Raw genomic sequence first — 22,175 nt, 5'->3', positions numbered from 1 at the left:
CTAGAAATTGATTAATAATTAAAAACATAATATTAACTCAAGTCTCAATCGATTCATCAGAGCATTTGCTGGTGAAGTAAACTCATGAGGCCCTACAGCAACCCCAGTGTATTTTCCTATTTCCTTTTTAAACAAATTTATTTGACCAAATGATTTTATCATGCAAAAATAGGCCTCATTTTAAACATATTGACCTTAATATGAATAAGTTTCTTTGTTTGTTCTGTTTATTAATAATCCAAATTGCGTACGCAAGCCCTGAAGAAAATACTCAAGCTTATTTTGACTCCATTAAAGCAACTCCCAGTACATTAAAAAAATTTTTAACGAATATGCCTAAAGGGGGAGATCTGCATATGCACGCGAGCGGCTCATCATTCGCTGAAAATTTAATTCATTATGCAGAGATGGATAATTTATGTATTGATACAAACAATTTGTCGGTGTCTATCAATCCTTCATGCAATACAGAAGATTATTTAATGACCGCCATAGCGAATAAAAAATTATACCATTCTTTGATTGACGCATGGTCGATGTGCGATTTCGACAAAATAAACAATGAATCAGGACATGATCATTTTTTTAATGCTTTTGGAAAATTTAGCCTCATTACCAAAATGCACGGAGGGGAAATTTTAGCTGAAATGACTGAGCGCGCGGCGGCCCAAAACGAACTCTATTTAGAAATCATGACGACACCCGATGGGAATGAAGCCAGTGCACTCGGGAAGCGACAGGGGTGGGATCCTAATTTAGAAAATCTGCGCAATCAATTATTAAGTGCTAATTTTGACCAAATAGTGACTCATATTTCCCAGAATTTGGACAAGGACGAAGCGAAAAAGAATGAATTACAACAATGCGGCACGAATAACGAACAAGCAGGTTGTCAGATCACAGTTCGTTATTTGTATCAAGTTCGTAGGGAACAACCTCCAGAGATGGTTTTTGCACAATTACTCGCGGGATTTGAAGCGGCTTCACAAGATTCACGTATTGTAGGCATTAATTTGGTTCAAGCAGAAGATGGTACGATTGCAATGCGCGACTATCGATTACATATGCAAATGGTGGCTTTTTTGCATCAACTCTATCCTAATGTCCATATTTCGCTACATGCTGGTGAACTTAATCCTGAATTAGTAGCACCAGAAGGACTTACATTTCATATTTATGAAGCGGTAGAAACTGCTTCTGCAGAACGAATTGGACATGGTGTGGATATTGAATATGAACATCATGCATCCGAATTAATAAATAAAATGGCACAAAAAGAAGTGATGGTTGAAGTCAATTTAAGCAGTAACGATTATATTTTAGGCATCAAAGGGAAAGATCATCCCTTGGCTTTATATTTAAAAAATGGTGTGCCTGTAAGTTTATCAACTGATGATGAAGGAATAAGCCGTGAACCTTTAACGCGTCAATTCGAGCGTGCTGCGGAAGAGCAACAGCTTTCTTATCTCACTCTAAAAAAGTTAGCACGAAACAGTCTGTATTTTGCTTTTTTACCCGGCGATAATCTTTGGCAAAATTCTCAATACACCTTAATGAATGGGGAATGTACCCTGATTAAATCAGTAACAGATCAGCCAACGCCCACGTGCCAGAACTTTCTTAATCTTAACCCCAAAGCGAAACTTCAATGGAAATTGGAAGAGCAGTTCGCCAAATTTGAATCACAATATTGATATTGAATATAGGGTGTGCAGATTGAGAGAATTTCTAGGGTCAAACTGATGCTACAGATATCTGATTGACTTATGAGGTACTCGCTCGTCAGACTCGATTCATTGATACTTTAAATCGGATACATTGCAGGGTTTGTTGACATGTCACCAGACCCTAAATAAATTCTGAAATAACCAATCGAGTCTGTCCCCATTGATGATAACTCGTTTATGTTGTACGGCATAAAATTCACCAAGATAGGCACGGTTTCATAGTTTTTGAATTTAGGAAGAACCGAGATATTATTCAACCCATTTTTTTATAACGTTCATAGATTTTATTTGCAGAACAAGCTTTTAAGTTGATTTAAATGTGCTTTGGAAAAGAAATAAAGTTTCCGAGAAAAATTTTATTCTAAATTTACCGATATTAAGAGAAACACTTTGCTTCTTGAGAAATATATTATACTTACTAAATGTATAGTTTTAGATCATTTGTTATGAAAAAAGAGCATGACAGGAATATAACTTCATCAAATAGCATTCCACCGATGTTTCAATATGTCTGGGTGGGTGGTGAAATTAAGCCTGAGTATTTGTCAACCGTACTAGGGATATCGGCAGCTGCTTTTCGCAGTGGTTTTGAAGAAACCATTATTTGGACCGATAATGAAGAATACATTAATAAACCACTAAGACGTGCAGATTTAAAGTCGCTTCCGAATAAATATAATTCGAGCAGGAAAAAAAATAATACAGTTGAAAATGAACATCAGCAATCAGCTCACCAATCCGATTCAAAAGTGCCTCTGTCTGCAGAAACTTTAGATATCCACATGCAGGCGAGAAACTTCCATATTAAAATAAAAAATATCAATGAATTGCTGGACAAGCTTAAAAATGACCCTATTTTCCCTGATAAAGAGACAAATGCCTATTTATATAACTTATTAAGAGAGTCAATTGGAAATCGCAATTTGGCTGCCGTTAGTGATTTAATTCGATATTGTAGCCTGTATTACTATGGAGGATACTACCTGGATACTGATTTACTTCCTGCGATTGATAGGGATACAAGACTTGTGCCAGACAAACCGCCGTTAGGTATGATTGGCCATATCCGACAACAAAATTTCCCGAAAGAGAGGATCTATCTGGCTAATTTGATGAAACTGCCATTACCTTTAGAAGTGGATGGAAATAATGATGCTTTTGGGGTTGTTCCCCGTCATCCCATTTTACGAGTAGCTATCCAAAAGATGCTTGCCGCCTATGCTAAGCAAGATGTTGAACCAATCATATTAAAAGACATTAGTGCCGAAAAAATTGGAAATACAATAAAAGGCGTTCTCACTCCTTTTGAAAGAAACTTTGTATCTCAGTTAAAAAAGGATAAAGCAACTCAAACTGAATTTATAAAATCGCTTTTGAATCAATGTCTTGAGTTACGATTATTGGATCATGTAAATTTTAATGAAATGGAATTAAAACATTCTTCTCATCGTACGCCTAGCAGTGTGGCAAAAGAGAAACAAAAAACACTACTTTCAATTGAAGATTTAATTGCTGAATATACCAGGCAATTAAAAATCGACAATTTTACTGATGAAGATATTAAACAATTAAGTAAAAAGTTAATTAAATACGTCCAGGAAGAAATTAAAATACATCAAGAAACCTATAACTTAGGATATGAGGGTGCAACAGAAATGGATGCGAAAAGGTATCCATTTGCCATTAAAGACACCAACGATCGAAATAAAAGAAGACATAATACCTGTGAAGCCAGTATTAATTCTTTTTGTGAAGCTATTGAAGCCTTTTTAGTTCATAAAGAACCTAATGGGCCTCTCCTTATACTGATGAGGAACTTGCGGCATTTTCTCCTGAAAAATTAACTAAATCGAATTTCGCAGCTAATGTTAAAACCATTCAAGCACCAGGCGATTACGAGGAAGCAGTTAAATTAGCTGGTTGTGAAGTGACAATAAAGTGCGATAAAACTTGGTTACATAATACTAAAAGCAAGGTTTCCTATGATGAAAATGCTTTACCCGCTAAGAAAATATCGGGGGATTTTTTCGCAAGCGGTAAAAATGAGGACAAAAAAGCAATTGAACACCGTGAACAAGCGGCAAAACAAGTTGCTGAAACAAAAAAAGGGAAACCAGAAAGAATAGTCCAGTTTGAACCCAAAGATAGCAAACAAGAAAGCCTTACTATACCCAGTAAAAATAAAGTGACTATCAGTATCATGAAGATACCTGTGAATGAAAGAGAAGAAAATATCTTCGCGGTCTACACGGTATTAAAGAATGATGAATTGCTGAGAAATCCCGATAGATCCGTTCCAGCGATGATCAAGACCATACGAGACATTGTGATGAATATCGACCCTTCAAAAGAAGAAAACATCAGCAATGCCATTATTGAAATCAAAAGAAAAATAGCTGAAAACAAGGACAATAATTACAATCAGAATGCTGATGACATCATCAAGGCATTTGCCAAAGCAAGCTGTTGCGATTTTCAAAAAATCCGTGCCGCCCTGACGGCCAACCCTGCAATGGACGAAATAATGAAACCTGTCAGAGTAGGAGGGCAGCAACTGTAACCCTTTTTAAACGCTACAATCCAGTAACGTAGAGCGAAACTGGTGGTCAGATATTTTCTAGATGAGGCATTGCTGATTAGCAAAATTAATCGCCTCAGTACGTGTTTTATTCATGCCGCTGCTGGAGTATGCATAGTTATAATTGTCAATAAAGCATTGTAAGCTGTTTTTGGAGTAATATTTTGATGCTTCATAATCGCTCATTGTCGTCGCGAATTTGCGTGCTTCAGATCTTGTTTTATCAAGTCCCGTCGATTTGTAAGCAAATTCAAAGGATGATTTAAATACCTTAAGGTATGCTGCAGGACAAAATTTTTGGCTTACCTGGCCAGCAAATTGTTCTGCCTCTGAAGCAGTCAAATCTAAACCATTAGAGCTATAGGCCCATTTGTTCGCTTCTTGAAATACTTCGAGTTGCGTACCACAACTTGCTTCATTAGGCAGAGTGATGATCATATCAATTTGATTAGCCAAGGTATCTACCATTCTTTTTTGTTCCTCATTTAATGAGGTTTCAACGTACCATAACTTAGCGGACAGTTGGTATATCTTTTCATATAAGCTTGTATTTGTGGAGCTGGCCAAGGCTGGCATAGAACAGAAACACATAAGGTATACGGCTGTTTTTTTTATAATGGTCATTACTTAGTCCCTTGGCTTAGTTATAGAATAAAAACAGGACCAAATATAACAAGTAAAGCTTAAAAAAACCTTAAAATTTATAAATTAAAACAATAGGGTCAGGTCTTGAATTTTGCTTTGCTTCCTTAAGCGAGATGATTATTTCAGATTTACATGAAAGAAGATTGCTTGATGGAGTAGATCCTGTATTACGACTTCGTCCAATACAGGCTACACTCGCTCAATTGGTCTTCTGGGAATTCAAAGATCTCGTCCGAAAATCGAGGCGACTCAGGCTAACCACATGATTAAAATAATATTTAATTATCTCTCACACTAGGCCTCTTTGTGACACCTATATTCCAATTTGTTTTATGTTATGTTTTTTCCAGGCCAAATTAAAATACCATCTCAGTTAACATTTATCTTTACAAAAGTAATTCAGAAAATTTAAATTACATTCCTTTTTATTAATCACTGAGAATCGATATGATACTGAAAAAATCTGACTATAACTCAGATCAATTATGGGAACTTATTATTAGCCAAATATTAGAAGGAGATTATACAAATCATGATTTGTTTTTAGAGTTACTCTTTGATGATGACGTGCCAAAAAATTTTAGTAAAATGGAGCTGCAAGCGAGTAGCAATCCCAATGCTAAATATTTATCTGCTTTATGTACCCCTGATCCAGATATTAGGCTGACTCTTCTTGTTGAAGCTATCGAACTTGGCAATACAAAAGCGATGGTTATGTACGCTACCATGCTCCTAGAAGACTCCAATACTGAGGTAAGCAAGGCTGATCAGCTTGATGGTTTTAAGCTTTTAGAACAAGCGATTGAATTAGAAGATGCAGATGCGATGTTTATGAAAGCTATTATAAACATAAATACAGCCAACAATAAGTACAAAAATAATAAACCTCAATTTGATATGTTGCTTTCAGAGGCACTTATACTTCTGGAAAAAGCAATTCAATTAGGAAATCCACAAGCCATGTTGAGAGCTGCTGAGATATACTCTCAAACAAAATGGGGGATTTTCAATTTAGCAAAAGCGATTTCGGTTTATGAAAAGGCAAAAAGATGTGGGAAATCAGATCCTGTAATTGAGAAAAAGCTTAGCTCTATTGATTCGAAAAAAATAGCTGAAGAGTTAATGGAATTACTTTGGGATGACCTAATTACAGGGCAATCTTTCTCCTCTCTAACTATTGGCATTCTAAGTGCCTACTGCAAAGGTAAAGTTCTTACTCGTTTACAAGAGACTCCTCAAGGCACTAGTCTTCGCTATTTAAAAGATTTAAGAAACAATCCTACTCATCCTCTATGCTTAATTCTAAACGATGGTAAAACCGAGGTAATGAGCCCAGAATTTAAATCCTTAATGCTACATGCTTCCTCTGTAGCAAATACCAGAGAAGGTTTCTTTCAATTATTTCGAAGCCCTCTCTTAAAGGTTAAGCCAGAGGAGGTAGAAGCACATTTACTCTCTTTTGTACACCCAGGATCTCAAATAGACCGGTTAATGTTTTTAAAAGATAAAACCGCGAGTGAGATCTCCTCCGAAACCATTAGTAATAGTGTTGTGTCACTTCAAAATTAGCTTCTAGCTAAGTTTGAAGGTTTACCAATTGATTGATTGAAGGAGGAATTAGGGGGTCAGGTCTTAAATTTCAATTCAAGGCCTGACCCCATTAACATAATGCAATTCGCCCCGCGCGGCCACATTTGACAATTTTTTAATTTAACCGTACAATTTGTGCTCAAAATTGATAGTCAAGGTGAAAAATGTCAGGTCAATCGATTCAATATTGGCGCACTGTATGGAAGAGATTAGAAAAAGAAAATGACGCGTTTGAGATAGCCAAAAAATTGCTATTTAAATACTCTGGAGCATATTCATCAATATTTTGCCGACCCTATGTCTGGGGCGGCTCCATAGGACGTTTTTTTTTCATTCAGATGGGCAACTAACCATGGCGATGAAGTACAAAATGCGCTGGCTAGTGTGCACAACCAAAGCTTTGATGAATGCTATGGATCTATACTTCAAGTAGACTTTGAACCCTCACCTAAGGCAAAGGTAATCGATTTACTGCAGAAACTTAAAAAAAATTTGGGTAAGAAACATCTTGCCGAAGACGGCGATCTATATCGTATCTTGTTCGTAATCCAAGAAAAATTAGAGCTGGACTATTCTGAAATTAAAGTAAACTATGATAGTGACGAACAGCCAATTAATTATATTAAACAGGATATCCAGGTGCAAAGAGAAGCATTCGAGGCCCAAAAAGCAAATGAGGCCTCCAAAGCACCGTTTAGTCAAACGCTAATACTGCCTAAACATCTCGCATCAATGGAGTTTTAACTGAGTACACCAAGCTTATATCGCTCAACATTGGATTAGAACAATACGCTGGTTGCGCAGAGTGGGCATTACTGAATCTGTCTCGACTTAGGAAAGAAATTTAAAGACTTAAAGACTTAGGACTTAGAGGGTCAGGCCTTGAATTGTGAATTTTCAATTAGGACTTAGAGGGTCAGGCCTTGAATTGTGAATTTTCAATTAAAAGTTGATTCATAATTCAAGGCCTGACCTTTGTGATGACCCTATATGCACTATAGAAAAAGGAGGTTAATTTAGTTTAAGCTTGTTCAGAAACATTTGTTTTGCAGACCAAGGATTTAGCCGGGACTCAATTCAACTGTCCAATGTGGAGGTGTAATGCTCATAAATTTTATTCATTTTACACCCTGCCCTTAAATGGAGTTTTTTGACTAGTCCTATCAGTAGGAGAGCTGAGTGTGATGAAACGACGAATTGCAAGAGAATTTGGTATCAACAGGCTAGTCGGGATTCTATTTTTATTTCTAGGATTTTGGCTGACTTTTTCTACTCATGTGTTTGCTAAAACTACGGTAGAAGTAATCGATACTGATCCGCCTGGAAATGTGGTTACCTTGGGTAAAGACCAGAACTTTTATCTCCACTTGCACTATGAGTCCGACCAACCCGTTAAAATTTGGGTCAGACCCTATTTTCAGGGTAAAGAGGTATCTGCAGGGAGTAATCCTTCCCGTCTCTACCCACCGGGCAGCGGAGAGGCACTTGGCTGGTTTTTCCTGTTCAAACCTGGGGAGCAGGTAGACGAGGTTAGAATCCTTGCAGGGGATGGTTCTTTAGGAGAAACTCCCGTTGTCGCTACCTATCCCGTACAAGTCACCGGCAGCGACCAACAAAATACAGTTCAAATCAAGCCTGATTGGGTAACACAATTGAGAGCACTCGATGCTGCAGCGCAGAAAGAAAATTATAAGAGGCTGATGAATACACCGGTATCTTTTGGTGACATGGTGCTGGCCTTTATTTTCATGCTCAGTACGTTAGCAATTGGTATTCTGGGAATTATTACACCCTTACTGGGTATATGGAAATGGAAGGGAGGGTGGCGTATTGCTGCGTTTGTACCGGCAGCACTCATGGCATTTGTCGTGTTGCGGCTTCTCATCGATGTCTCAGCAGATCCCACTTCACACAATTTATGGCCGTTTGAGATCCTGCAGACAGCGGCGCTTAGTGTGGCTATTATGGTTGCTTTGACGATAATAAGAAAAATCACCAGAGCAGGCAGTGTGTCATGATGCCGCACTGGCTGAGCGTATTATTCCTGCTATTAACGGGTGTGTCTATCACACATGTAGGGTCAGGCCTTGAATTGTGAATTTTCAATTAAAAGTTGATTCATAATTCAAGGGCCTGCCCCCATTGATACCTGATCAATGGTTAAAGCATTCGATATTATTGGGAATAGTGAGAAAATAAAAAAAGCGATAGGTAATTTTTCATTTTGATTCCATCATTAAAATAGCAGTATTTCAGCCCACTCACTGCAACAAAAGTCAAAATGATCCAATTTATACCCATCGGCATTTGCGAGCATACAAAAGAGTATTAAATACTATGAATACAAATAAATCTATCTTGGGTACTGGAGCAATCTTTTTAGCCACAATGTTTTGGGGAATGACCTTTGCATTTATTAAGGATGCGGTTGCAACACTAACCCCATTTAATTTTTTGTTTTGGCGTTTTGGTATTGCTAGCGTCTTATTACTCCTTATTTTTTGGCAAAAAATAAAGTTCAATCAGCAAACTCTATTTTATGGCACATTTTTAGGTCTCTTATTGGCTGGCACAGTGATATTCCAGACCATCGGCTTACGCTACACCGCTGCCTCGACTGCGAGTTTTATCACTGGACTGTCAGTTATATTAGTTGCCCTTTTCGAGTCGTTCCTTAATAAACAATGGCCTTCCATCTATGTAATTAGTGCCGCTTTAATTGCCTTGGTTGGTGTTGGGTTCATTACGCTTGCTGATGGATTTACATTTAATCAAGGTGATCTCTGGGTTTTATTGTGTGCCTTTTGTTTTGCAGGTTATATCTTATTCGCTGGCAAAGCCTCTCGGATTCACCAACCAATCTCCTTAACTTTCATTCAAGCAATTTTTGTTTGTATCTTAGCAGGAGTGGCCAGCTTATTTACTACAAAACTTGCTATTCCCTTACAAAGTAATGTTTGGGTTGCTATTTTATTTTGCAGTATCTTTGCTTCAATTTTTGCTTTTTTGCTGCAACTCCAATTCCAAAAATATGTTAGCTCGACTAAAGCAGCAATTATTTTTTCTCTTGAACCTGTATTTGCAACAATAACTGCCGCAATTTATTTGCATGAGCAATTAACTGTCCAATTTTTCATTGGTGCTTTAATGATATTTTTTGCAATTTTGTTATCAGAGAAACGAGCGAAACAAAAAGTAATTCCCCAAGAATAAAGACAGGACAACTGATTATAAGACAAATGGTGTAACTTAAGTTTACCCCACCATCATGAAGCAAGCGTAGGCCTGATCCAAATGGTGTGTAGAGTTTTGGCACGCCAAACATTTCGAGAAATAATATACTAGACTTATCTATATTAATGGATGAACTAGGTTCGCGATGAAAAAAATTGCATTAGAAGAAGCTATTGTTGTTCCTGGACGAGACTTCATTTTAGAACACAAAAGCCATCCCGAGTTTAGTCAAAACTTAGTTCGTCTAAAAGATATACATAAGCTAAGAATTGATAGTATGGATGAAGCAGGGATTGATTTATCAGTACTCTCCGTAACAACTCCAGGGCTACAATCATTAGCTCTAGCATCACAACTGGAATCTTGCGCCCAAAAGTGGAATGACTATTTAATAGACTGTGTCACTCAATCCCCAAGTAGATTTCGTGCCTTTGCCTGCATACCTACTTACGCCCCAGAGCTTGCAATCAATGAGCTTGAACGCCTCAAAGGTGTTCAAGAAATCGTTGGCTGCCTAATTAATGGATATGATAGCAGTGGCTATACCTCTGCAAAATACCTGGATGACAATGCTTATGACGAATTTTGGGGCTACATTAATGATAACAACATCCCAGTTTATATTCACCCCAGAGGGATTCCTGAGGGAAGAGTAGCTACTTATTCACCATATCAAGCATTACATGGCTCAACATGGGGATTTCATATTGAAACGGCCGAACATGTTTTGCGCTTAATGCTGTCAGGGCTTTTTGATAGGTATCAAAACCTTAAAATCATCATTGGACACATGGGGGAAATGTTAGCATTTTGGGCTTGGCGACTCGATCATCGACTAGAAGAAGAAGGTTGGCTTGAAAAATTGCAATGCAATAAGACAATTACAGAGTACCTGAATTCTAATATATTCTTAACAACAAGTGGTTTTTTTGATACCCCATCTTTGATGCATGCAATTGCTACAGTTAGCGTAGATAGAATCATGTTCTCAGTTGACTATCCTTATGAAGATAACTTGAAGGCAAGCCAATGGTTGGATTCACTACAATTGGCTGATGAAGATAAAATGAAAATAAGTTACTTAAATGCTGCTAAATTACTAAATATATAAATTTCACGAGTCCTTTGTTATGTGACACCCATAATCCTTATTGCGGAGCGGCAATGTGAATTTGGAATGAAGCAAAAAATCTGCCACCATTGATTAAATTTAAATGGTCCTATTTAGTGCCCTATCCTGTTAAATTTAATCAACTATAGTTTGAAGTTCAATAAAGCAGTAACATATTACCTTCAATCTTTAAAAGGAATATCCGTATGAAAAAGGAATCTTTGTCAAAGGATTATGAGAGCGGTATTGAGGCGATTAAGAAGCGTTATCTTCCTAAAGCAATGGATTTGCTCAAGGATATTGAGAGTTTCTCACCCGATTTAGCCGATATTATTGTACGTCAAGGTATCCATGAAATTTGGCAGGAAAAAAACACCAACACTTAGTCTGCGTGAAAAAGAGCTTATGGTTTTGGCATCGATTATAACGGACAACACGGTTCAATTTGAAGTTGCTTTGCATACCGAAAACTGTTTGCTACAAGGTGTGACTAAAGCCGAAATCATTGAAATGCTAATGCTCCTGACGCTTTATGTCGGTCAACCCAAAATACTCAATTGCCTTGATGCTGTTAAACAAGCATTTAATAATTTTGATAAAATACGGTAACTGGTTATCAGTACCTCGGGGTCACAGTACCTCGGGGTCAGGCCTTGAATTTTGAATTGCACTCAACTCAAATAAAAATTTTTATATTCAAAGTTCAAGACCTGCCCCAGAGGAGCAAAGGATTTTTTTTAGCTTGATTCAAATGAAGAGAAAGTACATCTGTCATTTCGTCAACGCTTTGCTAGCTCCGTTATTATATTCTTCCTCAATTTTCTTTTCTGCCTCTTCATCACTTATATGACTTGAACTTCTGGTATCCTTGATAATCTTTTGAGCAATTTCCGGGGGTAATTCTTGCAATGTAGTGGTCTCCCTGCTTCTAAAAAGCCCCATGATTCTTGCATTTTTTCCCAACTCCTTTAAGTCCTTTTGTCTTAATACTTCGATTAAAGCCAATAGCGCTTCTTCCAGAGATTCTTTTCCTAATATTTCAGCATGGTTCGGGAATTGTTCCGCAGTTAATTGAAGGCAATAGTTATTCACTATAAGCCGCTTAAATTCTTCAGGGTCATTTAATACTCGCTCAATTAATTCCTCAGCGTGGTTCGGGAATTGTTCCGCAGTTTCTCGGAGGTCAGAGTTGTTCTCTATAAGTCGCTTAAATTCGTCAGAGTCGTTTAAAACGCGACTAATTAACTCTTCTGCATGGTGTGGAAACTGTTCTGCGACCAGTCGAAATCCAATATTATGCTCTATAAGTCGTCTATATCCTTCAGGGCTATTTAATACATGGCGGATTAACTCATCAGCATGGTTTGGAAATTGTCTTGCAATCTCTCGGAGCTGATAGTTATTTTCTATAAGTCGATTAAATTCTTCAGGATCATGTATCACATGGCGAATTAACTCATCAGCATAATTTGGAAATTGTTCTGCGGCGCATCGTAGGTCACGGATGGACGTTATAATTCGCTCAAATTCCTCGGGTCTTTTTAGGGCGTTTTGTAAATCTTTCTCTAACATTAGTGCTTATTCTCTAGAATCAAATAGTAAAATTATACACTATTTATCAGCAACTAGTTCATTTTTTGATTAAAATGCGCTGCGAAGTCCGTAATATTCAGAGGGTCAGGCCTTGAATTGTGAATTTTCAAAACTATGGTCGTAATTTTTTGACTATTTTACTCACACTGGAATAATGCAAGCAAAAATAGTCCCCAATTTCTTTTAAACTAAATTGACCACTTTTGTACGCAACTTGAATTCCTTCATTTCTTGTACTGGTCTTTTGCTCTATCTCTTTTAAAGTGTAACTTTCTGCTTCATACTGGGTTTTCGGGATATCTATTAGATTCATTTGAGGGTCGATTTTCTTCAACATCTCATTAATAAACTCATCATTTCCCAGGTAAATTTGTTTTTTTAAATCACTCCATGGTGACTTACGCGTTATTCCTTCAATTACAAATTCTCGATATTTATCAATGGCCACGGCCACATCGTCACTAAATAAACAAAGAATTTTATCTGTATGCAACCAATTGGGGTTCGACTCTTTTAACGTCGTAGCGAGATAGCTACTCCATTTCCATTCATGGGGTGAAGTAACCATGTTTGCGCGTACAGGATTTAATACAATGTATCTTGCTAACTCAAGCAAATAACTCTCTTTATCAACTAATATTGCTTTGAATCGCCCTTGAAAAACGTGCCCCACACGATTGTGGGTTCGATTAAATCTTTGAGTATACAGACCATTAAGTAATTGCATCCCTTTACTTAAATTTCCAGCTGGAGTCTCTATTAACAGATGGTAATGATTATCCATGAGACAGTATGCGTAACAAACCCAAGTACATCTGAAACATACCTCAGAAAATGTGTTTAAAAATAAATTCCTATCTTCCTCTGAAATGTAGATACGTTCCTGACCATCTCCTCTTGAGGTGATATGATACAACGCTCCTGGAAACTCTATTCGTAGCGATCTTGCCATGTTGGACTATTAATTATCTTTTCCTTGACATGTTTTTAATTCATTCCATTCCAAGCGTCAATAGATTCATCAAACTTCAATTGAAATTCACAATTCAAGGCCTGACCCCATTGGTGTAAAATACATTTTCAACTAGCTAATGCCGCCAATACATGCTCAGGATCTTTATTTATTGCGCGAAGAAGTGCTTTTGCGGGACCTGTTGGCTCCCTCCTTCCTTGCTCCCAATTTCTTAAAGTTCCAATATTCACATCAATTAAATGACAAAATTTTTCTTGAGTTAATCCCGTTTTTTTTCTTATCTCTTTTACATGAAGAGCATCTACAACAAACTCTCGTGAAGGAACGCGCTCACCATCAATAATTTCGTTCATCTGAATCATACTTTCGTACAATCGTTCAAATAATTTTTTATCCATGATTACCACCGTTCATTTAATTGTCGTAAAATTTTCTTTTGATCTGCAGTCAGATCATCTTGAATACCTTTTTTATAAATAAGTAAGAGTCTTATTTGTGAAGCAGGAGTTACATAATAATAAATAATTCTAACACCGCCTCGCTTTCCTTTGCCTTGAGATGACCATCGAACTTTCCGTAGTCCGCCGGTTTGCTGAATCACGTCGCCAGCTAAAGGATTATCAGCAAGATACTCTTGAAACTCAGCATACTCGTCATCAGATAATAATTCTTTCACGTCTTCTGTAAAAATTGGAGTTTCAATAAAAATCATTGCTATTCTTATTTTTCTTTGATGAATAAAGTATATAACTTAAATAAAAGTAAGTCAATGACGTAGTTTTGGCATGTAGATAAAACGGGGGTTTTCTTAACTGTTCTATCCCACTCTCTCGGCCAACGAATTCGACTTTAGAGAGTCGATTTTTACTTGAAGAATAGAAGAAAACCTAAAAATACAAAAATCATCCATAGTGGGAACGCCAATACATTTTCAATTCGATCTAGCTTCTTCAATATTTTTTCAATAATCTGTTTGTATTCTTGGATATTCTCATTTCTATCATCAAGTAGGTTGTTTTCTTCATGCTCTTCCGTTATCTTATCCTGACGGATAGCCCTTATTGAAAAATAAGTTTTACTCAATCGTGGAGGGTTTATTTTACAATTGTCTGGAATAATTATTTCATGCTCTTTTGAATTAGTTAATACCTTAATGAAATCTGAATTTGCTGATGAATAGAACCCTTGCGGTTCATCTAATACTAATTCTAACCTTTCCAAACGATTATTTTTTATAAGATCAGATATATAATTAAATTGTTTTGGTTTTAAAAAAAGACGAATACTAATAGAGCCACTAAAATCTTTAGATGCTTCTGAATCCCTTGTAGATCCTTCAACAGTACCTATCGCAATTTCATTTGAGTTTTTAGTTATATTTATACGAAGGTAAAAATCATTTATTTTGCTGTTAGTACCAAACATTAAAAGTTTGCGTCCACTTTTAAAAGGTTCGATACTAATACAATCCTCGAGATTCAATGTTGCATGAATAACGCCACTTTCTTCGGTTTCTTCCTTATCTATACTGGTTTCTTCATCAAAAGAAGTGCATATATCTATCCAATTATAAAGGAGAAGTTCTTTCAGAGAAAAGCTTAAATAAACTTTCCAAGGAGTTAACCCCTCAATGGTTTTTCCTTTATTTTCTTCTTGTAATGACCAAAAATATCCATTTTTTTTCTCAGAATTTTCTTTAAGAAGAATCTTATATTCTGGATTGTCCATAATTTCTCTTTATAATTTTTTGCTCGCATCAAATTCTGTTCAATTAAATAAATTATTTTTTAAATCCTTTTCAAAGTCAGCGTGCCAACTACTGTCATTTCCTGTTTCATAGGTTTTGCTTTTACCTTTTCTGGATATCGTTACTTTTCCATGAATTGAGCCGAATGTGTCAGGAATTTGAATACTATGTTCATTAAATTCAAATTCGTCCGGGTCATAACCTTCATCACTGCATATATTTTTGAAATTCTCCAATTCATCATTATTAATTATTTTAAATTTATTCAAATCAATAGTTCCCTATAAATTCAATGCTTGAGTTAGAGTATAGTTCAAATTAGTATTTATACGTTTTCCATTTACTTTAGGAACTATTTGCAGACTCACAAAATATTATTTTTTTAATAACTCGCTGCATGTTATTGCCCAACTACTTGGTACCAAATATGTTTCCTAATTGAAGTGAACTCAAAATGAAGTTTGTTGTTTCAGTGAACAAAAACTACACGACTTTGAGCACGACTTTGAGGGTCAGGCCTTAAATTGTGAATTTTCAATTAAAAGTTGATTCATAATTCAAGGCCTGACCCCATTGGTGCATGTGCTATTTTGATGCGATTTGCAATTACTTATACCGTCAACCTGCGGATACCTTGGTGTATAGAGCCAATATTGTTGACTAAAAAGCAACGATAAATTAATGGCGGATATTTTCACAGCTTGCTTGGCCTAATGATGGGTCAAGCCCAACATTTTTACGAAAACCAAGTTATGAATTATGAATAATAGCACCTATATAATGACCATCAGGATCAATAATAAAAGCACCATAATATCCAGGATAATAATCATGTCTTAGGCTTGGTTTTCCGTTACATACGGCACCTTCGTCAATCGCTATTTTGTAAAAAAGATCAACAGCAGCTTTTGTTTCCGCTATAAACGCAACATGTGAAAAATACTTTGTATCTTTGCCTGGACCAAACCAAAACTCAGGTTTCCCATTTTTGCCCAATCCAACCCATCCATCCTGTTCAGTAATAACCTTGATGCCAAGAGGCGTTAAAATCCGAGTATAAAATTGTTTGGATTTCTCATAATTAGAAACAGTTATTCCAACATGATCCAGAATCATCATGGCTCCTGATAAAAATTAGAAGAGATAACCTAACGGCTATTGACACTTTCAAGAAGGCTTTCATCTTATCATGGTCAAAGAAATCGGCTAATACAAAACTGGATTTATTTTTAAGAATATCAGCAAACATTAGGAAATGTTATTCATATATAGTGAATCAAAGTCATCAATTATATTTTTTAAAAGCAGCACCAGATTTCGCAATGACTTAGAGGGTCAGGCCTTGAATTGTGAATTTTCAATTAAAAGTTGATTCACGATTCAAGGCCTGACCCCCATAGGTGCAAATAGGAGGACGGGGTGGAGGAGTTGAAGGTGGATTTTGATATTAAAGTATTATGCCGGCCTTACAGAAATGATGCGAAAATCAAGAAATGATCAATATTTGCACCATAAGTCTAGTAATTACTGTAGTAGTTAATATAAAATGCAAAATCAAATTGAATCACATTAGCCAAATAAGATGAAAAGAAGAAAGCCATCAAGATCAGAAGATAAGTTCAGTCAACTACCCGATGAAATGAAATTATACATACGTAGTCACCTCCATGACGCCAAAAGCTTAGCTGGCCTAGCACTGACCAGCACGTCATTTGGGCTTTTTAGAGCGGAGTCTAATGAAATTGGCTATCTTAATCTTGTTCAAGCTGTAATCGACAATGACATAGAGTCCGCCAAAAAAATATTAGATGCCAATCCTACTTTGTTGTTGCCTCAACATGTGCAAGTGAATGTAACATCCAAAGCCGTACAAAGCCAAAAAACATGGCAAGTGTTCTATGCTGACGCTCCTCTCAAAATAGCGTATGTTCGACGTCAGCGTCAGATGGTTGAGTTCTTGCTTCCTTATTTTAACAACATCCCAATAAGTAAGGCCAATGGCAAAGAAGAAGCATCAAAACAATTAAGAGAAGCTGATATCGCCCTGGAAAAACAACAAGCGTTCACTATAAAAATGATTCACGAAGGGTTGTTTAAACCGTTAGTTAATGCGCTAAAAACATGCACGTGCTGTAAACATGAAGCCAACCTCATGCAATACAACGATGCAAATGTTACGGAAGAACTTATCAAACTAAAAGATATAATACTATCTAAAAATCCAGTTTTCTTAGAAAAGGCTATGGATCCTGCTCTTCTCTTGGAAGAAGCATATCGGATTGCTCTCGGCAAATCTGACATTGTTAATATTAAAGACCATCAAGGGATGGGCAATGATCAAGTTAGATTTTTCTCTATCAAAGTTATTGGCTTTTTGCAAAGCTTGCTGCATCTTGAGTTAGCTAAAGCACTTTATCCTCATCAATTTGCTGAAAAAGCTGAGCATGAGTATTCCATACCCTTTTACCACGAATCACCAGACAAACCTGATATGCTCGATTTAGAAAAGCTAATTGAAGAGTTAAGTTTAGATACAGAGGACCCAAGCTTCGATCCAGATCAATATCTCCCGCAAGGATTGGGGTTCACTCATTTTGTTAGTGGTTACATGAGTCGCATTGACGACTTTATCGTTAAAGATTCTTTCGACAACAAGCTCATTGTCAAGTTAGAAACCTTTCGCTGCGAGACCGATAAAAAACTGAATCAACTGATGCAAGATCTTGAGGAAAGCGAAAAACCACAATCCATAAAAAGTATATAAACCTACTTTTCAATTTTGATATGGTCCAAAATTGCTCTAACCATTATCTAGCAAGTGTAGACTGGGCTGAAAAGCCCAGCATCACGCACCCAATTTAAATTGTTCAAAATGACTTAGAGGGTCAGGCCTTGAATTGTGAATTTTCAATTAAAAGTTGATTCATAATTCAAGGCCTGACCCTATATGTGTTTGAGTCTAATTTGGATTCGTCTCAGATTTGTAATTTAATACATATTTTTTACAAATAGTCTAAGATATTAGTAGTAACAATAAAATAGCCATTTATATAGAAGGAACTCAATAATGGTTAAATGGTATAACTTATTTTTTGTAATATTACTTTGTGGCGCCTATTTACCAACAATCCACGCTATGACTTCTCAAACGGATATTAATAACTATAAAAATAAGGAATATGAAACTTGTAACAAGCAGTGCTATGCCAACAGAGAAAGCTGTTTTGCTCAATCAAGAAATTTAGCTAGAAATCGCGCCGAGTGGCAATCTATGGATATAGCCTGTTTTCAACAGAATAATGCTTGTGTTTCGCAGTGCCAATTGATATTAAGCCGGCCTTATTGAGAAGAAATTACTACTGACTTAGAGGGTCAGGCCTTGAATTGTGAATTTTCAATTAAAAGTTGATTCACGATTCAAGGCCTGACCCCATAAGTGATGACCCCATAAGTGCAAGAAGAGCAAAGTCAAGAATTGACCCCAGCCTAAGTACGCCTTACTAAACATGAATGAAGAAAATATGTAGCTAGGTATATTAAAAACAAGAGAGGGATATATGAATCAAATGATTTGCCCAAATGTTAATTGCGGTTATATAGGAAAACCAAAAAAAGAAGCAAGGGGTAGTATTATTGTTGGATTAATATTATGCATGTTTTTTTTATTACCTGGGGTTCTTTATTTTTTATTTAGGAGCGGATATAGATATTCATGCCCTAATTGTGGCATGCAAATATCAACAGACAATTAAAGAAATAAGAATCACTCATTGTTTAGCCTACACTTTACAAATATACACTGGATTAACAGGGAGGGACTGGACCTTCCCCTTCTCTACAAAAAGGGAGGAGTGAAATCAACTGTTCCAATTTTTTCTAATAATGATAAATAGGGCTCTCCCGCAGGGTAAATTAAAGACAGATATTCCGTATCACATGCATGGTTTAGCGAAATATCAGGAATATCAAATCCACCTAAAAATAATAATGAAGAATTGTCTTTTTCGACTCCAAAATTTGTAGGTTCGCAAGTTATCATTAAATAATAAGAATCATCTCCCTTTAAATAAGGGTTTTCTAAAAGCATTCCACATACACTACGTGAGCCTATAGAAAATAAGTAATGAGGATTTGGGGAATTACTTGTATTGTTAATTTTTATACAAGATTTCTTACACATAAAAGCAACAAACTTTATTCCCGGAGGTGTGACTCCAGCAAACTCATAATTTAAAACTGTTTTTTTGAGAGTATAAGTTGTCTTTTTAAATTTCTCTTCTAAATCTTCAAAACTATGAATGTTAAATACCTGTACTGACTTAGAGGGTCAGGCCTTGAATTGTGAATTTTCAATTAAAAGTTGATTCACGATTCAAGGCCTGACCCCATAAGTGCGATTCAAGGCCTGACCCCATAAGTGGTAGCGATCTTGCCATGTTGGACTATTAATTATCTTTTCCTTGACATGTTTTTAATTCATTCCATTCCAAGCGTCAATAGATTCATCAATCTTCAATTGAAATTCACAATTCAAGGCCTGACCCCATTGGTGTTCTGCAATTCAAGGCCTGACCCCATTGGTGTTTTTTTCATGGTGAACTCATGATGAATAAATGATGCAGGAGTTATATTTATCCCAGATAAACACTAGCTCTTTCGTGCATCACCTAATTCATCATACATTCACCGCAATTTTTTGCTATTTATCTCATGCGTTTTGTTAAAAAATTGTTATTAATCAGATGGATATAATGCATATTTTTATGATGCGATAGGTCTGTGTGTTATCTCATTTTTTATTGAAATTTATTTTGTCTTTAGCCTTTTCTTAGAATTTATAAATTATAAAATCTTTAAGTGCAGCTAATTGCATGTTTGTGATTGATAAAATATTTTTTAGTTGTTCTTGGCCATTACAGACACTTTTTATCTCGATCTGATTTTCTATGCTAAGAGAGATTAAAATTGTTCACCACATATACTTTATCTGACAATTTAAGGATATATTATGATTTGGTTTTATGGATCTAACCAACTCAGTTAAGTGACCAGTTTAAACTGGAGAGAAATATGCAAGAAAATCAAAATATTTTCCTTTGTCAGTATGATAATTTAAATTCGACCCAACGAAATCAAATTTTATATCTAGTCTTTAGGCAAGAAGAAAATTTAAAAAGTTTATACTTAGGGTCTGTAGAAAGAAGCCTTAAAACACTTTTTTTACTGAACGCTGGTGGGGTAGTAACTGTTTTAGCATATATAAAAAAAACTAATTATTGTGCGAAAACTTTACTTTATATAACCCTAATAATTTTTTTGTTGGGATTACTGTCTGCGTTGTTGGTGACATTTTTAGACTTCAAAAACTCTTATGATAGTTACATGCAATACCAGAATAACCTAAAAGAATATTTCTCAAATAAAATTGTTTATCAAAAAGTAAATGAATTCACTGGGACTGACATTCGACATATTATTAGGATTGGTTATTTTTCAGCATTATGTATTCCAGCTGGACTTTTGTTTGGGTTGATTGGTTATTTTTTAACATAATCAGATAAGTACATTCAAAACATCATTTCCTTGAATTAGGCACAAGGGTTTCATTTTTAGTATTGCCTTCATTAGTATAAACATACCAGTCAATATCTATTTTCTTTAATTCGTCTATAAACGTTTTTTTATCGCTATAAGGTAAATTTATTTGATTAACTAGATTACTATTTATACTAGAAAGCTCTTTAACTTTTCTTTGTAACTGTTCTATTTCTGCTTGTTGGTTTCCGGACTTATCAATTAGCTGTTGAACATCGTAATAAACCTTAAAACAAAGATATATAGCTCCTAATATTGCTATAACAGAAACCAAATAACCTAATTCCCACCCAGTAGACTTATCTTTCCCTTTTAACATAGTTGCTCGATGCCTTTCATTTTAAGCTAAGAATATAAGAAAAATCATTTACTAATTCACTATTTTTTTGAGGGTTTCTTTTTCTTTTTTGACTGAGATAAATCGCTTGCAGCAACTGATTTTTCATTTTTAGTTGACTTAGGATTTTTTAATTCCTTTGAGGCTTTTTTAGCAACTTTACGACTTGTTGTCATATCAGTTCCCTTTGCTCAAAATATTTTCTTTAATTAATTATAGAACAAATATTTTATGAATAGTGTCTCAAAATTTGAAAAGAAGCAAGTGTAAGTTGAGTCAACATACTTCATCAATCTTGCTGTTGAAAATTTTAGATAATTAGTACTGTTTGCTTGCTCTTTAGAAAAATCAAGATAATTAGCAAAATGACGATACAAAATTAAATAAATTATCTTGGAACACGATAATGAAGCTTATTAAAAATCATCCAATATGGTCGTCATTTATATTGTTCATCATCCTTGGAATAATTTTTATCTGTGGTTATTACTGCCTACACTTAAATGAACATCAAAATTTTGAATCTAATTTACTTTATTCTGTGTTGGCGCTTTTCTTTTCTACTGTTTTGATATTATTGGCTTATTTAAAAACTCAAGAGGCAATTGAACAATCAAGAATAAACTATTTATTAAGAATTGATGAGCGATGGGCAAGTCCTGAAATAATTAGAGCTAGAGAGGTCATTCATAAATTATATCTTGATGCCAAAAAATTATACCCTCAATATGAAAATCAGCAAATAAAACCTATCATTGCTCAAGCTATCATGGATTTAAATGACGATGAAACCCAAATAGAGCAATTTATTAAGTTATTAAACTTCTTGGATTTTCTTGAAACTATTGGCTATCTACACTCTAGAGAAGCCATAACAACAGAAGAGGTTAGCGAATTAATAGGTAATTCCATCATTTACTTTTATGATATTTTCAGTATCTATATAGCTTATAGACGCAAAACAAAAGATCCTGGATTCTACATCAAATTTGAAAAGCTTTATTTAGAGATTAAAACCAAAAAATGCGTCAGATAAAATACAATG

The 22,175-nt window shown here is 35.6% G+C and carries 24 protein-coding genes and 1 pseudogene; 14 read left to right on the top strand and 11 right to left on the bottom strand.

Annotated features, from left to right (window positions below):
• Window positions 1-200: 200 nt before the first annotated feature.
• The 3 genes and pseudogenes from EL022_RS06835 to EL022_RS16770 all read left to right on the top strand — a co-directional run.
• On the top strand, window positions 201-1,694 hold the full coding sequence (locus tag EL022_RS06835; RefSeq protein WP_028381108.1) for an adenosine deaminase family protein: 1,494 nt from the start codon (window positions 201-203) through the stop codon (window positions 1,692-1,694).
• A 479-nt stretch (window positions 1,695-2,173) separates the two neighbouring features.
• On the top strand, window positions 2,174-3,571 hold the full coding sequence (locus tag EL022_RS16325; RefSeq protein WP_241972261.1) for a TcdA/TcdB catalytic glycosyltransferase domain-containing protein: 1,398 nt from the start codon (window positions 2,174-2,176) through the stop codon (window positions 3,569-3,571).
• 299 nt (window positions 3,572-3,870) lie between these two features.
• Window positions 3,871-4,287: pseudogene (locus tag EL022_RS16770) on the top strand (TcdA/TcdB catalytic glycosyltransferase domain-containing protein); the annotation flags it as partial.
• Window positions 4,288-4,344: 57 nt separating this feature from the next.
• On the opposite strand, the gene EL022_RS06825 reads toward EL022_RS16770, so the two are convergent.
• Complete coding sequence (locus EL022_RS06825; protein WP_028381109.1) at window positions 4,345-4,929, bottom strand: hypothetical protein; 585 nt, start codon at window positions 4,927-4,929, stop codon at window positions 4,345-4,347.
• A 468-nt stretch (window positions 4,930-5,397) separates the two neighbouring features.
• On the opposite strand from EL022_RS06825, the gene EL022_RS06820 reads away from it, so the two are divergent.
• The 7 genes from EL022_RS06820 to EL022_RS06790 all read left to right on the top strand — a co-directional run bounded on the left by EL022_RS06820 (window position 5,398) and on the right by EL022_RS06790 (window position 11,494).
• A complete protein-coding gene (locus EL022_RS06820) occupies window positions 5,398-6,519 on the top strand; it encodes a tetratricopeptide repeat protein (RefSeq protein WP_028381110.1) in 1,122 nt (373 codons plus the stop codon).
• A 405-nt stretch (window positions 6,520-6,924) separates the two neighbouring features.
• Entirely contained in the window at window positions 6,925-7,284 is a 360-nt protein-coding gene (locus EL022_RS06815) for a hypothetical protein (protein WP_126325132.1), read from the top strand.
• Window positions 7,285-7,724: 440 nt separating this feature from the next.
• Window positions 7,725-8,558 (top strand): hypothetical protein, encoded by an 834-nt coding sequence (locus EL022_RS06810; protein WP_028381112.1) that lies wholly within the window; start codon window positions 7,725-7,727, stop codon window positions 8,556-8,558.
• A 319-nt stretch (window positions 8,559-8,877) separates the two neighbouring features.
• Window positions 8,878-9,753, top strand: a complete 876-nt coding sequence (locus EL022_RS06805) for a DMT family transporter (RefSeq protein ID WP_028381113.1) — start codon at window positions 8,878-8,880, stop codon at window positions 9,751-9,753.
• A 166-nt stretch (window positions 9,754-9,919) separates the two neighbouring features.
• Window positions 9,920-10,885 carry an amidohydrolase family protein gene (locus EL022_RS06800; protein ID WP_028381114.1) on the top strand — a complete coding sequence of 322 codons (966 nt, stop codon included), beginning with the start codon at window positions 9,920-9,922 and terminating at the stop codon, window positions 10,883-10,885.
• 206 nt (window positions 10,886-11,091) lie between these two features.
• A complete protein-coding gene (locus EL022_RS06795) occupies window positions 11,092-11,271 on the top strand; it encodes a hypothetical protein (protein WP_126325130.1) in 180 nt (59 codons plus the stop codon).
• A complete protein-coding gene (locus EL022_RS06790; RefSeq protein ID WP_126325128.1) occupies window positions 11,237-11,494 on the top strand; it encodes a carboxymuconolactone decarboxylase family protein in 258 nt (85 codons plus the stop codon). Before EL022_RS06795 ends, EL022_RS06790 begins: the two co-directional genes overlap by 35 nt.
• 162 nt (window positions 11,495-11,656) lie before the next feature.
• Here EL022_RS06790 and EL022_RS06785 read toward each other — a convergent pair whose 3' ends face one another.
• The 7 genes from EL022_RS06785 to EL022_RS06755 form a co-directional block, all read right to left on the bottom strand.
• Window positions 11,657-12,457 (bottom strand): nucleotidyl transferase family protein, encoded by an 801-nt coding sequence (locus tag EL022_RS06785; protein WP_028381116.1) that lies wholly within the window; start codon window positions 12,455-12,457, stop codon window positions 11,657-11,659.
• A 133-nt stretch (window positions 12,458-12,590) separates the two neighbouring features.
• Window positions 12,591-13,430, bottom strand: a complete 840-nt coding sequence (locus EL022_RS06780) for an REP-associated tyrosine transposase (protein WP_028381117.1) — start codon at window positions 13,428-13,430, stop codon at window positions 12,591-12,593.
• A gap of 128 nt (window positions 13,431-13,558) precedes the next feature.
• A complete protein-coding gene (locus EL022_RS06775; protein ID WP_028381118.1) occupies window positions 13,559-13,849 on the bottom strand; it encodes a helix-turn-helix domain-containing protein in 291 nt (96 codons plus the stop codon).
• Between the two features lie 2 nt (window positions 13,850-13,851).
• Complete coding sequence (locus EL022_RS06770; protein WP_028381119.1) at window positions 13,852-14,163, bottom strand: hypothetical protein; 312 nt, start codon at window positions 14,161-14,163, stop codon at window positions 13,852-13,854.
• 152 nt (window positions 14,164-14,315) lie between these two features.
• Window positions 14,316-15,179, bottom strand: coding sequence for a hypothetical protein (locus EL022_RS06765; RefSeq protein WP_028381120.1), 864 nt, complete (start codon window positions 15,177-15,179; stop codon window positions 14,316-14,318).
• Window positions 15,180-15,218: 39 nt separating this feature from the next.
• Entirely contained in the window at window positions 15,219-15,467 is a 249-nt protein-coding gene (locus EL022_RS06760) for a hypothetical protein (protein WP_241972259.1), read from the bottom strand.
• A gap of 481 nt (window positions 15,468-15,948) precedes the next feature.
• The gene (locus EL022_RS06755; RefSeq protein ID WP_241972258.1) at window positions 15,949-16,317 is read right to left on the bottom strand and encodes a VOC family protein; all 369 of its coding nucleotides are present in this window, start codon (window positions 16,315-16,317) and stop codon (window positions 15,949-15,951) included.
• A 463-nt stretch (window positions 16,318-16,780) separates the two neighbouring features.
• Here EL022_RS06755 and EL022_RS06750 point away from each other — a divergent pair, with 463 nt between their 5' ends.
• Both EL022_RS06750 and EL022_RS06745 read left to right on the top strand, forming a co-directional pair.
• Window positions 16,781-17,962: a hypothetical protein gene (locus tag EL022_RS06750; protein ID WP_028381123.1), complete on the top strand. Its 1,182-nt coding sequence runs from the start codon at window positions 16,781-16,783 to the stop codon at window positions 17,960-17,962.
• Between the two features lie 303 nt (window positions 17,963-18,265).
• On the top strand, window positions 18,266-18,544 hold the full coding sequence (locus tag EL022_RS06745) for a hypothetical protein (protein ID WP_028381124.1): 279 nt from the start codon (window positions 18,266-18,268) through the stop codon (window positions 18,542-18,544).
• Window positions 18,545-19,033: 489 nt separating this feature from the next.
• On the opposite strand, the gene EL022_RS06740 is transcribed toward EL022_RS06745, so the two are convergent.
• Window positions 19,034-19,285, bottom strand: coding sequence for a hypothetical protein (locus EL022_RS06740; protein ID WP_126325126.1), 252 nt, complete (start codon window positions 19,283-19,285; stop codon window positions 19,034-19,036).
• A 983-nt stretch (window positions 19,286-20,268) separates the two neighbouring features.
• Between EL022_RS06740 and EL022_RS06735 the strand changes: the two genes are divergently transcribed.
• On the top strand, window positions 20,269-20,751 hold the full coding sequence (locus tag EL022_RS06735; RefSeq protein WP_028381126.1) for a hypothetical protein: 483 nt from the start codon (window positions 20,269-20,271) through the stop codon (window positions 20,749-20,751).
• Between the two features lie 22 nt (window positions 20,752-20,773).
• On the opposite strand, the gene EL022_RS06730 is transcribed toward EL022_RS06735, so the two are convergent.
• Both EL022_RS06730 and EL022_RS16590 read right to left on the bottom strand, forming a co-directional pair.
• Window positions 20,774-21,112, bottom strand: coding sequence for a hypothetical protein (locus EL022_RS06730; RefSeq protein ID WP_028381127.1), 339 nt, complete (start codon window positions 21,110-21,112; stop codon window positions 20,774-20,776).
• A gap of 59 nt (window positions 21,113-21,171) precedes the next feature.
• Window positions 21,172-21,306, bottom strand: coding sequence for a hypothetical protein (locus tag EL022_RS16590; RefSeq protein WP_277873328.1), 135 nt, complete (start codon window positions 21,304-21,306; stop codon window positions 21,172-21,174).
• A gap of 230 nt (window positions 21,307-21,536) precedes the next feature.
• Between EL022_RS16590 and EL022_RS06725 the strand changes: the two genes are divergently transcribed.
• The gene (locus EL022_RS06725; protein ID WP_028381128.1) at window positions 21,537-22,166 is read left to right on the top strand and encodes a DUF4760 domain-containing protein; all 630 of its coding nucleotides are present in this window, start codon (window positions 21,537-21,539) and stop codon (window positions 22,164-22,166) included.
• Window positions 22,167-22,175 lie beyond the last annotated feature (9 nt).

The sequence above is a fragment of the Legionella cherrii genome (assembly GCF_900635815.1).
GTDB lineage: Bacteria > Pseudomonadota > Gammaproteobacteria > Legionellales > Legionellaceae > Legionella > Legionella cherrii.
Note: the sequence above shows the minus strand (reverse complement) of the source record. Positions and strands in the feature narration are given on the sequence as shown.

Bases quoted from the DNA above. Each gene is read 5' to 3' on its own strand.
- EL022_RS06835 (WP_028381108.1), top strand. From the start codon at position 201: ATGAATAAGTTTCTTTGTTTGTTCTGTTTATTAATAATCCAAATTGCG.
- EL022_RS16325 (WP_241972261.1), top strand. From the start codon at position 2,174: ATGAAAAAAGAGCATGACAGGAATATAACTTCATCAAATAGCATTCCA.
- EL022_RS06825 (WP_028381109.1), bottom strand. From the start codon at position 4,929: ATGACCATTATAAAAAAAACAGCCGTATACCTTATGTGTTTCTGTTCT.
- EL022_RS06820 (WP_028381110.1), top strand. From the start codon at position 5,398: ATGATACTGAAAAAATCTGACTATAACTCAGATCAATTATGGGAACTT.
- EL022_RS06810 (WP_028381112.1), top strand. From the start codon at position 7,725: ATGAAACGACGAATTGCAAGAGAATTTGGTATCAACAGGCTAGTCGGG.
- EL022_RS06805 (WP_028381113.1), top strand. From the start codon at position 8,878: ATGAATACAAATAAATCTATCTTGGGTACTGGAGCAATCTTTTTAGCC.
- EL022_RS06800 (WP_028381114.1), top strand. From the start codon at position 9,920: ATGAAAAAAATTGCATTAGAAGAAGCTATTGTTGTTCCTGGACGAGAC.
- EL022_RS06795 (WP_126325130.1), top strand. From the start codon at position 11,092: ATGAAAAAGGAATCTTTGTCAAAGGATTATGAGAGCGGTATTGAGGCG.
- EL022_RS06790 (WP_126325128.1), top strand. From the start codon at position 11,237: ATGAAATTTGGCAGGAAAAAAACACCAACACTTAGTCTGCGTGAAAAA.
- EL022_RS06785 (WP_028381116.1), bottom strand. From the start codon at position 12,457: ATGTTAGAGAAAGATTTACAAAACGCCCTAAAAAGACCCGAGGAATTT.
- EL022_RS06780 (WP_028381117.1), bottom strand. From the start codon at position 13,430: ATGGCAAGATCGCTACGAATAGAGTTTCCAGGAGCGTTGTATCATATC.
- EL022_RS06775 (WP_028381118.1), bottom strand. From the start codon at position 13,849: ATGGATAAAAAATTATTTGAACGATTGTACGAAAGTATGATTCAGATG.
- EL022_RS06770 (WP_028381119.1), bottom strand. From the start codon at position 14,163: ATGATTTTTATTGAAACTCCAATTTTTACAGAAGACGTGAAAGAATTA.
- EL022_RS06765 (WP_028381120.1), bottom strand. From the start codon at position 15,179: ATGGACAATCCAGAATATAAGATTCTTCTTAAAGAAAATTCTGAGAAA.
- EL022_RS06755 (WP_241972258.1), bottom strand. From the start codon at position 16,317: ATGATGATTCTGGATCATGTTGGAATAACTGTTTCTAATTATGAGAAA.
- EL022_RS06750 (WP_028381123.1), top strand. From the start codon at position 16,781: ATGAAAAGAAGAAAGCCATCAAGATCAGAAGATAAGTTCAGTCAACTA.
- EL022_RS06745 (WP_028381124.1), top strand. From the start codon at position 18,266: ATGGTTAAATGGTATAACTTATTTTTTGTAATATTACTTTGTGGCGCC.
- EL022_RS06740 (WP_126325126.1), bottom strand. From the start codon at position 19,285: ATGCTTTTAGAAAACCCTTATTTAAAGGGAGATGATTCTTATTATTTA.
- EL022_RS06735 (WP_028381126.1), top strand. From the start codon at position 20,269: ATGCAAGAAAATCAAAATATTTTCCTTTGTCAGTATGATAATTTAAAT.
- EL022_RS06730 (WP_028381127.1), bottom strand. From the start codon at position 21,112: ATGTTAAAAGGGAAAGATAAGTCTACTGGGTGGGAATTAGGTTATTTG.
- EL022_RS16590 (WP_277873328.1), bottom strand. From the start codon at position 21,306: ATGACAACAAGTCGTAAAGTTGCTAAAAAAGCCTCAAAGGAATTAAAA.
- EL022_RS06725 (WP_028381128.1), top strand. From the start codon at position 21,537: ATGAAGCTTATTAAAAATCATCCAATATGGTCGTCATTTATATTGTTC.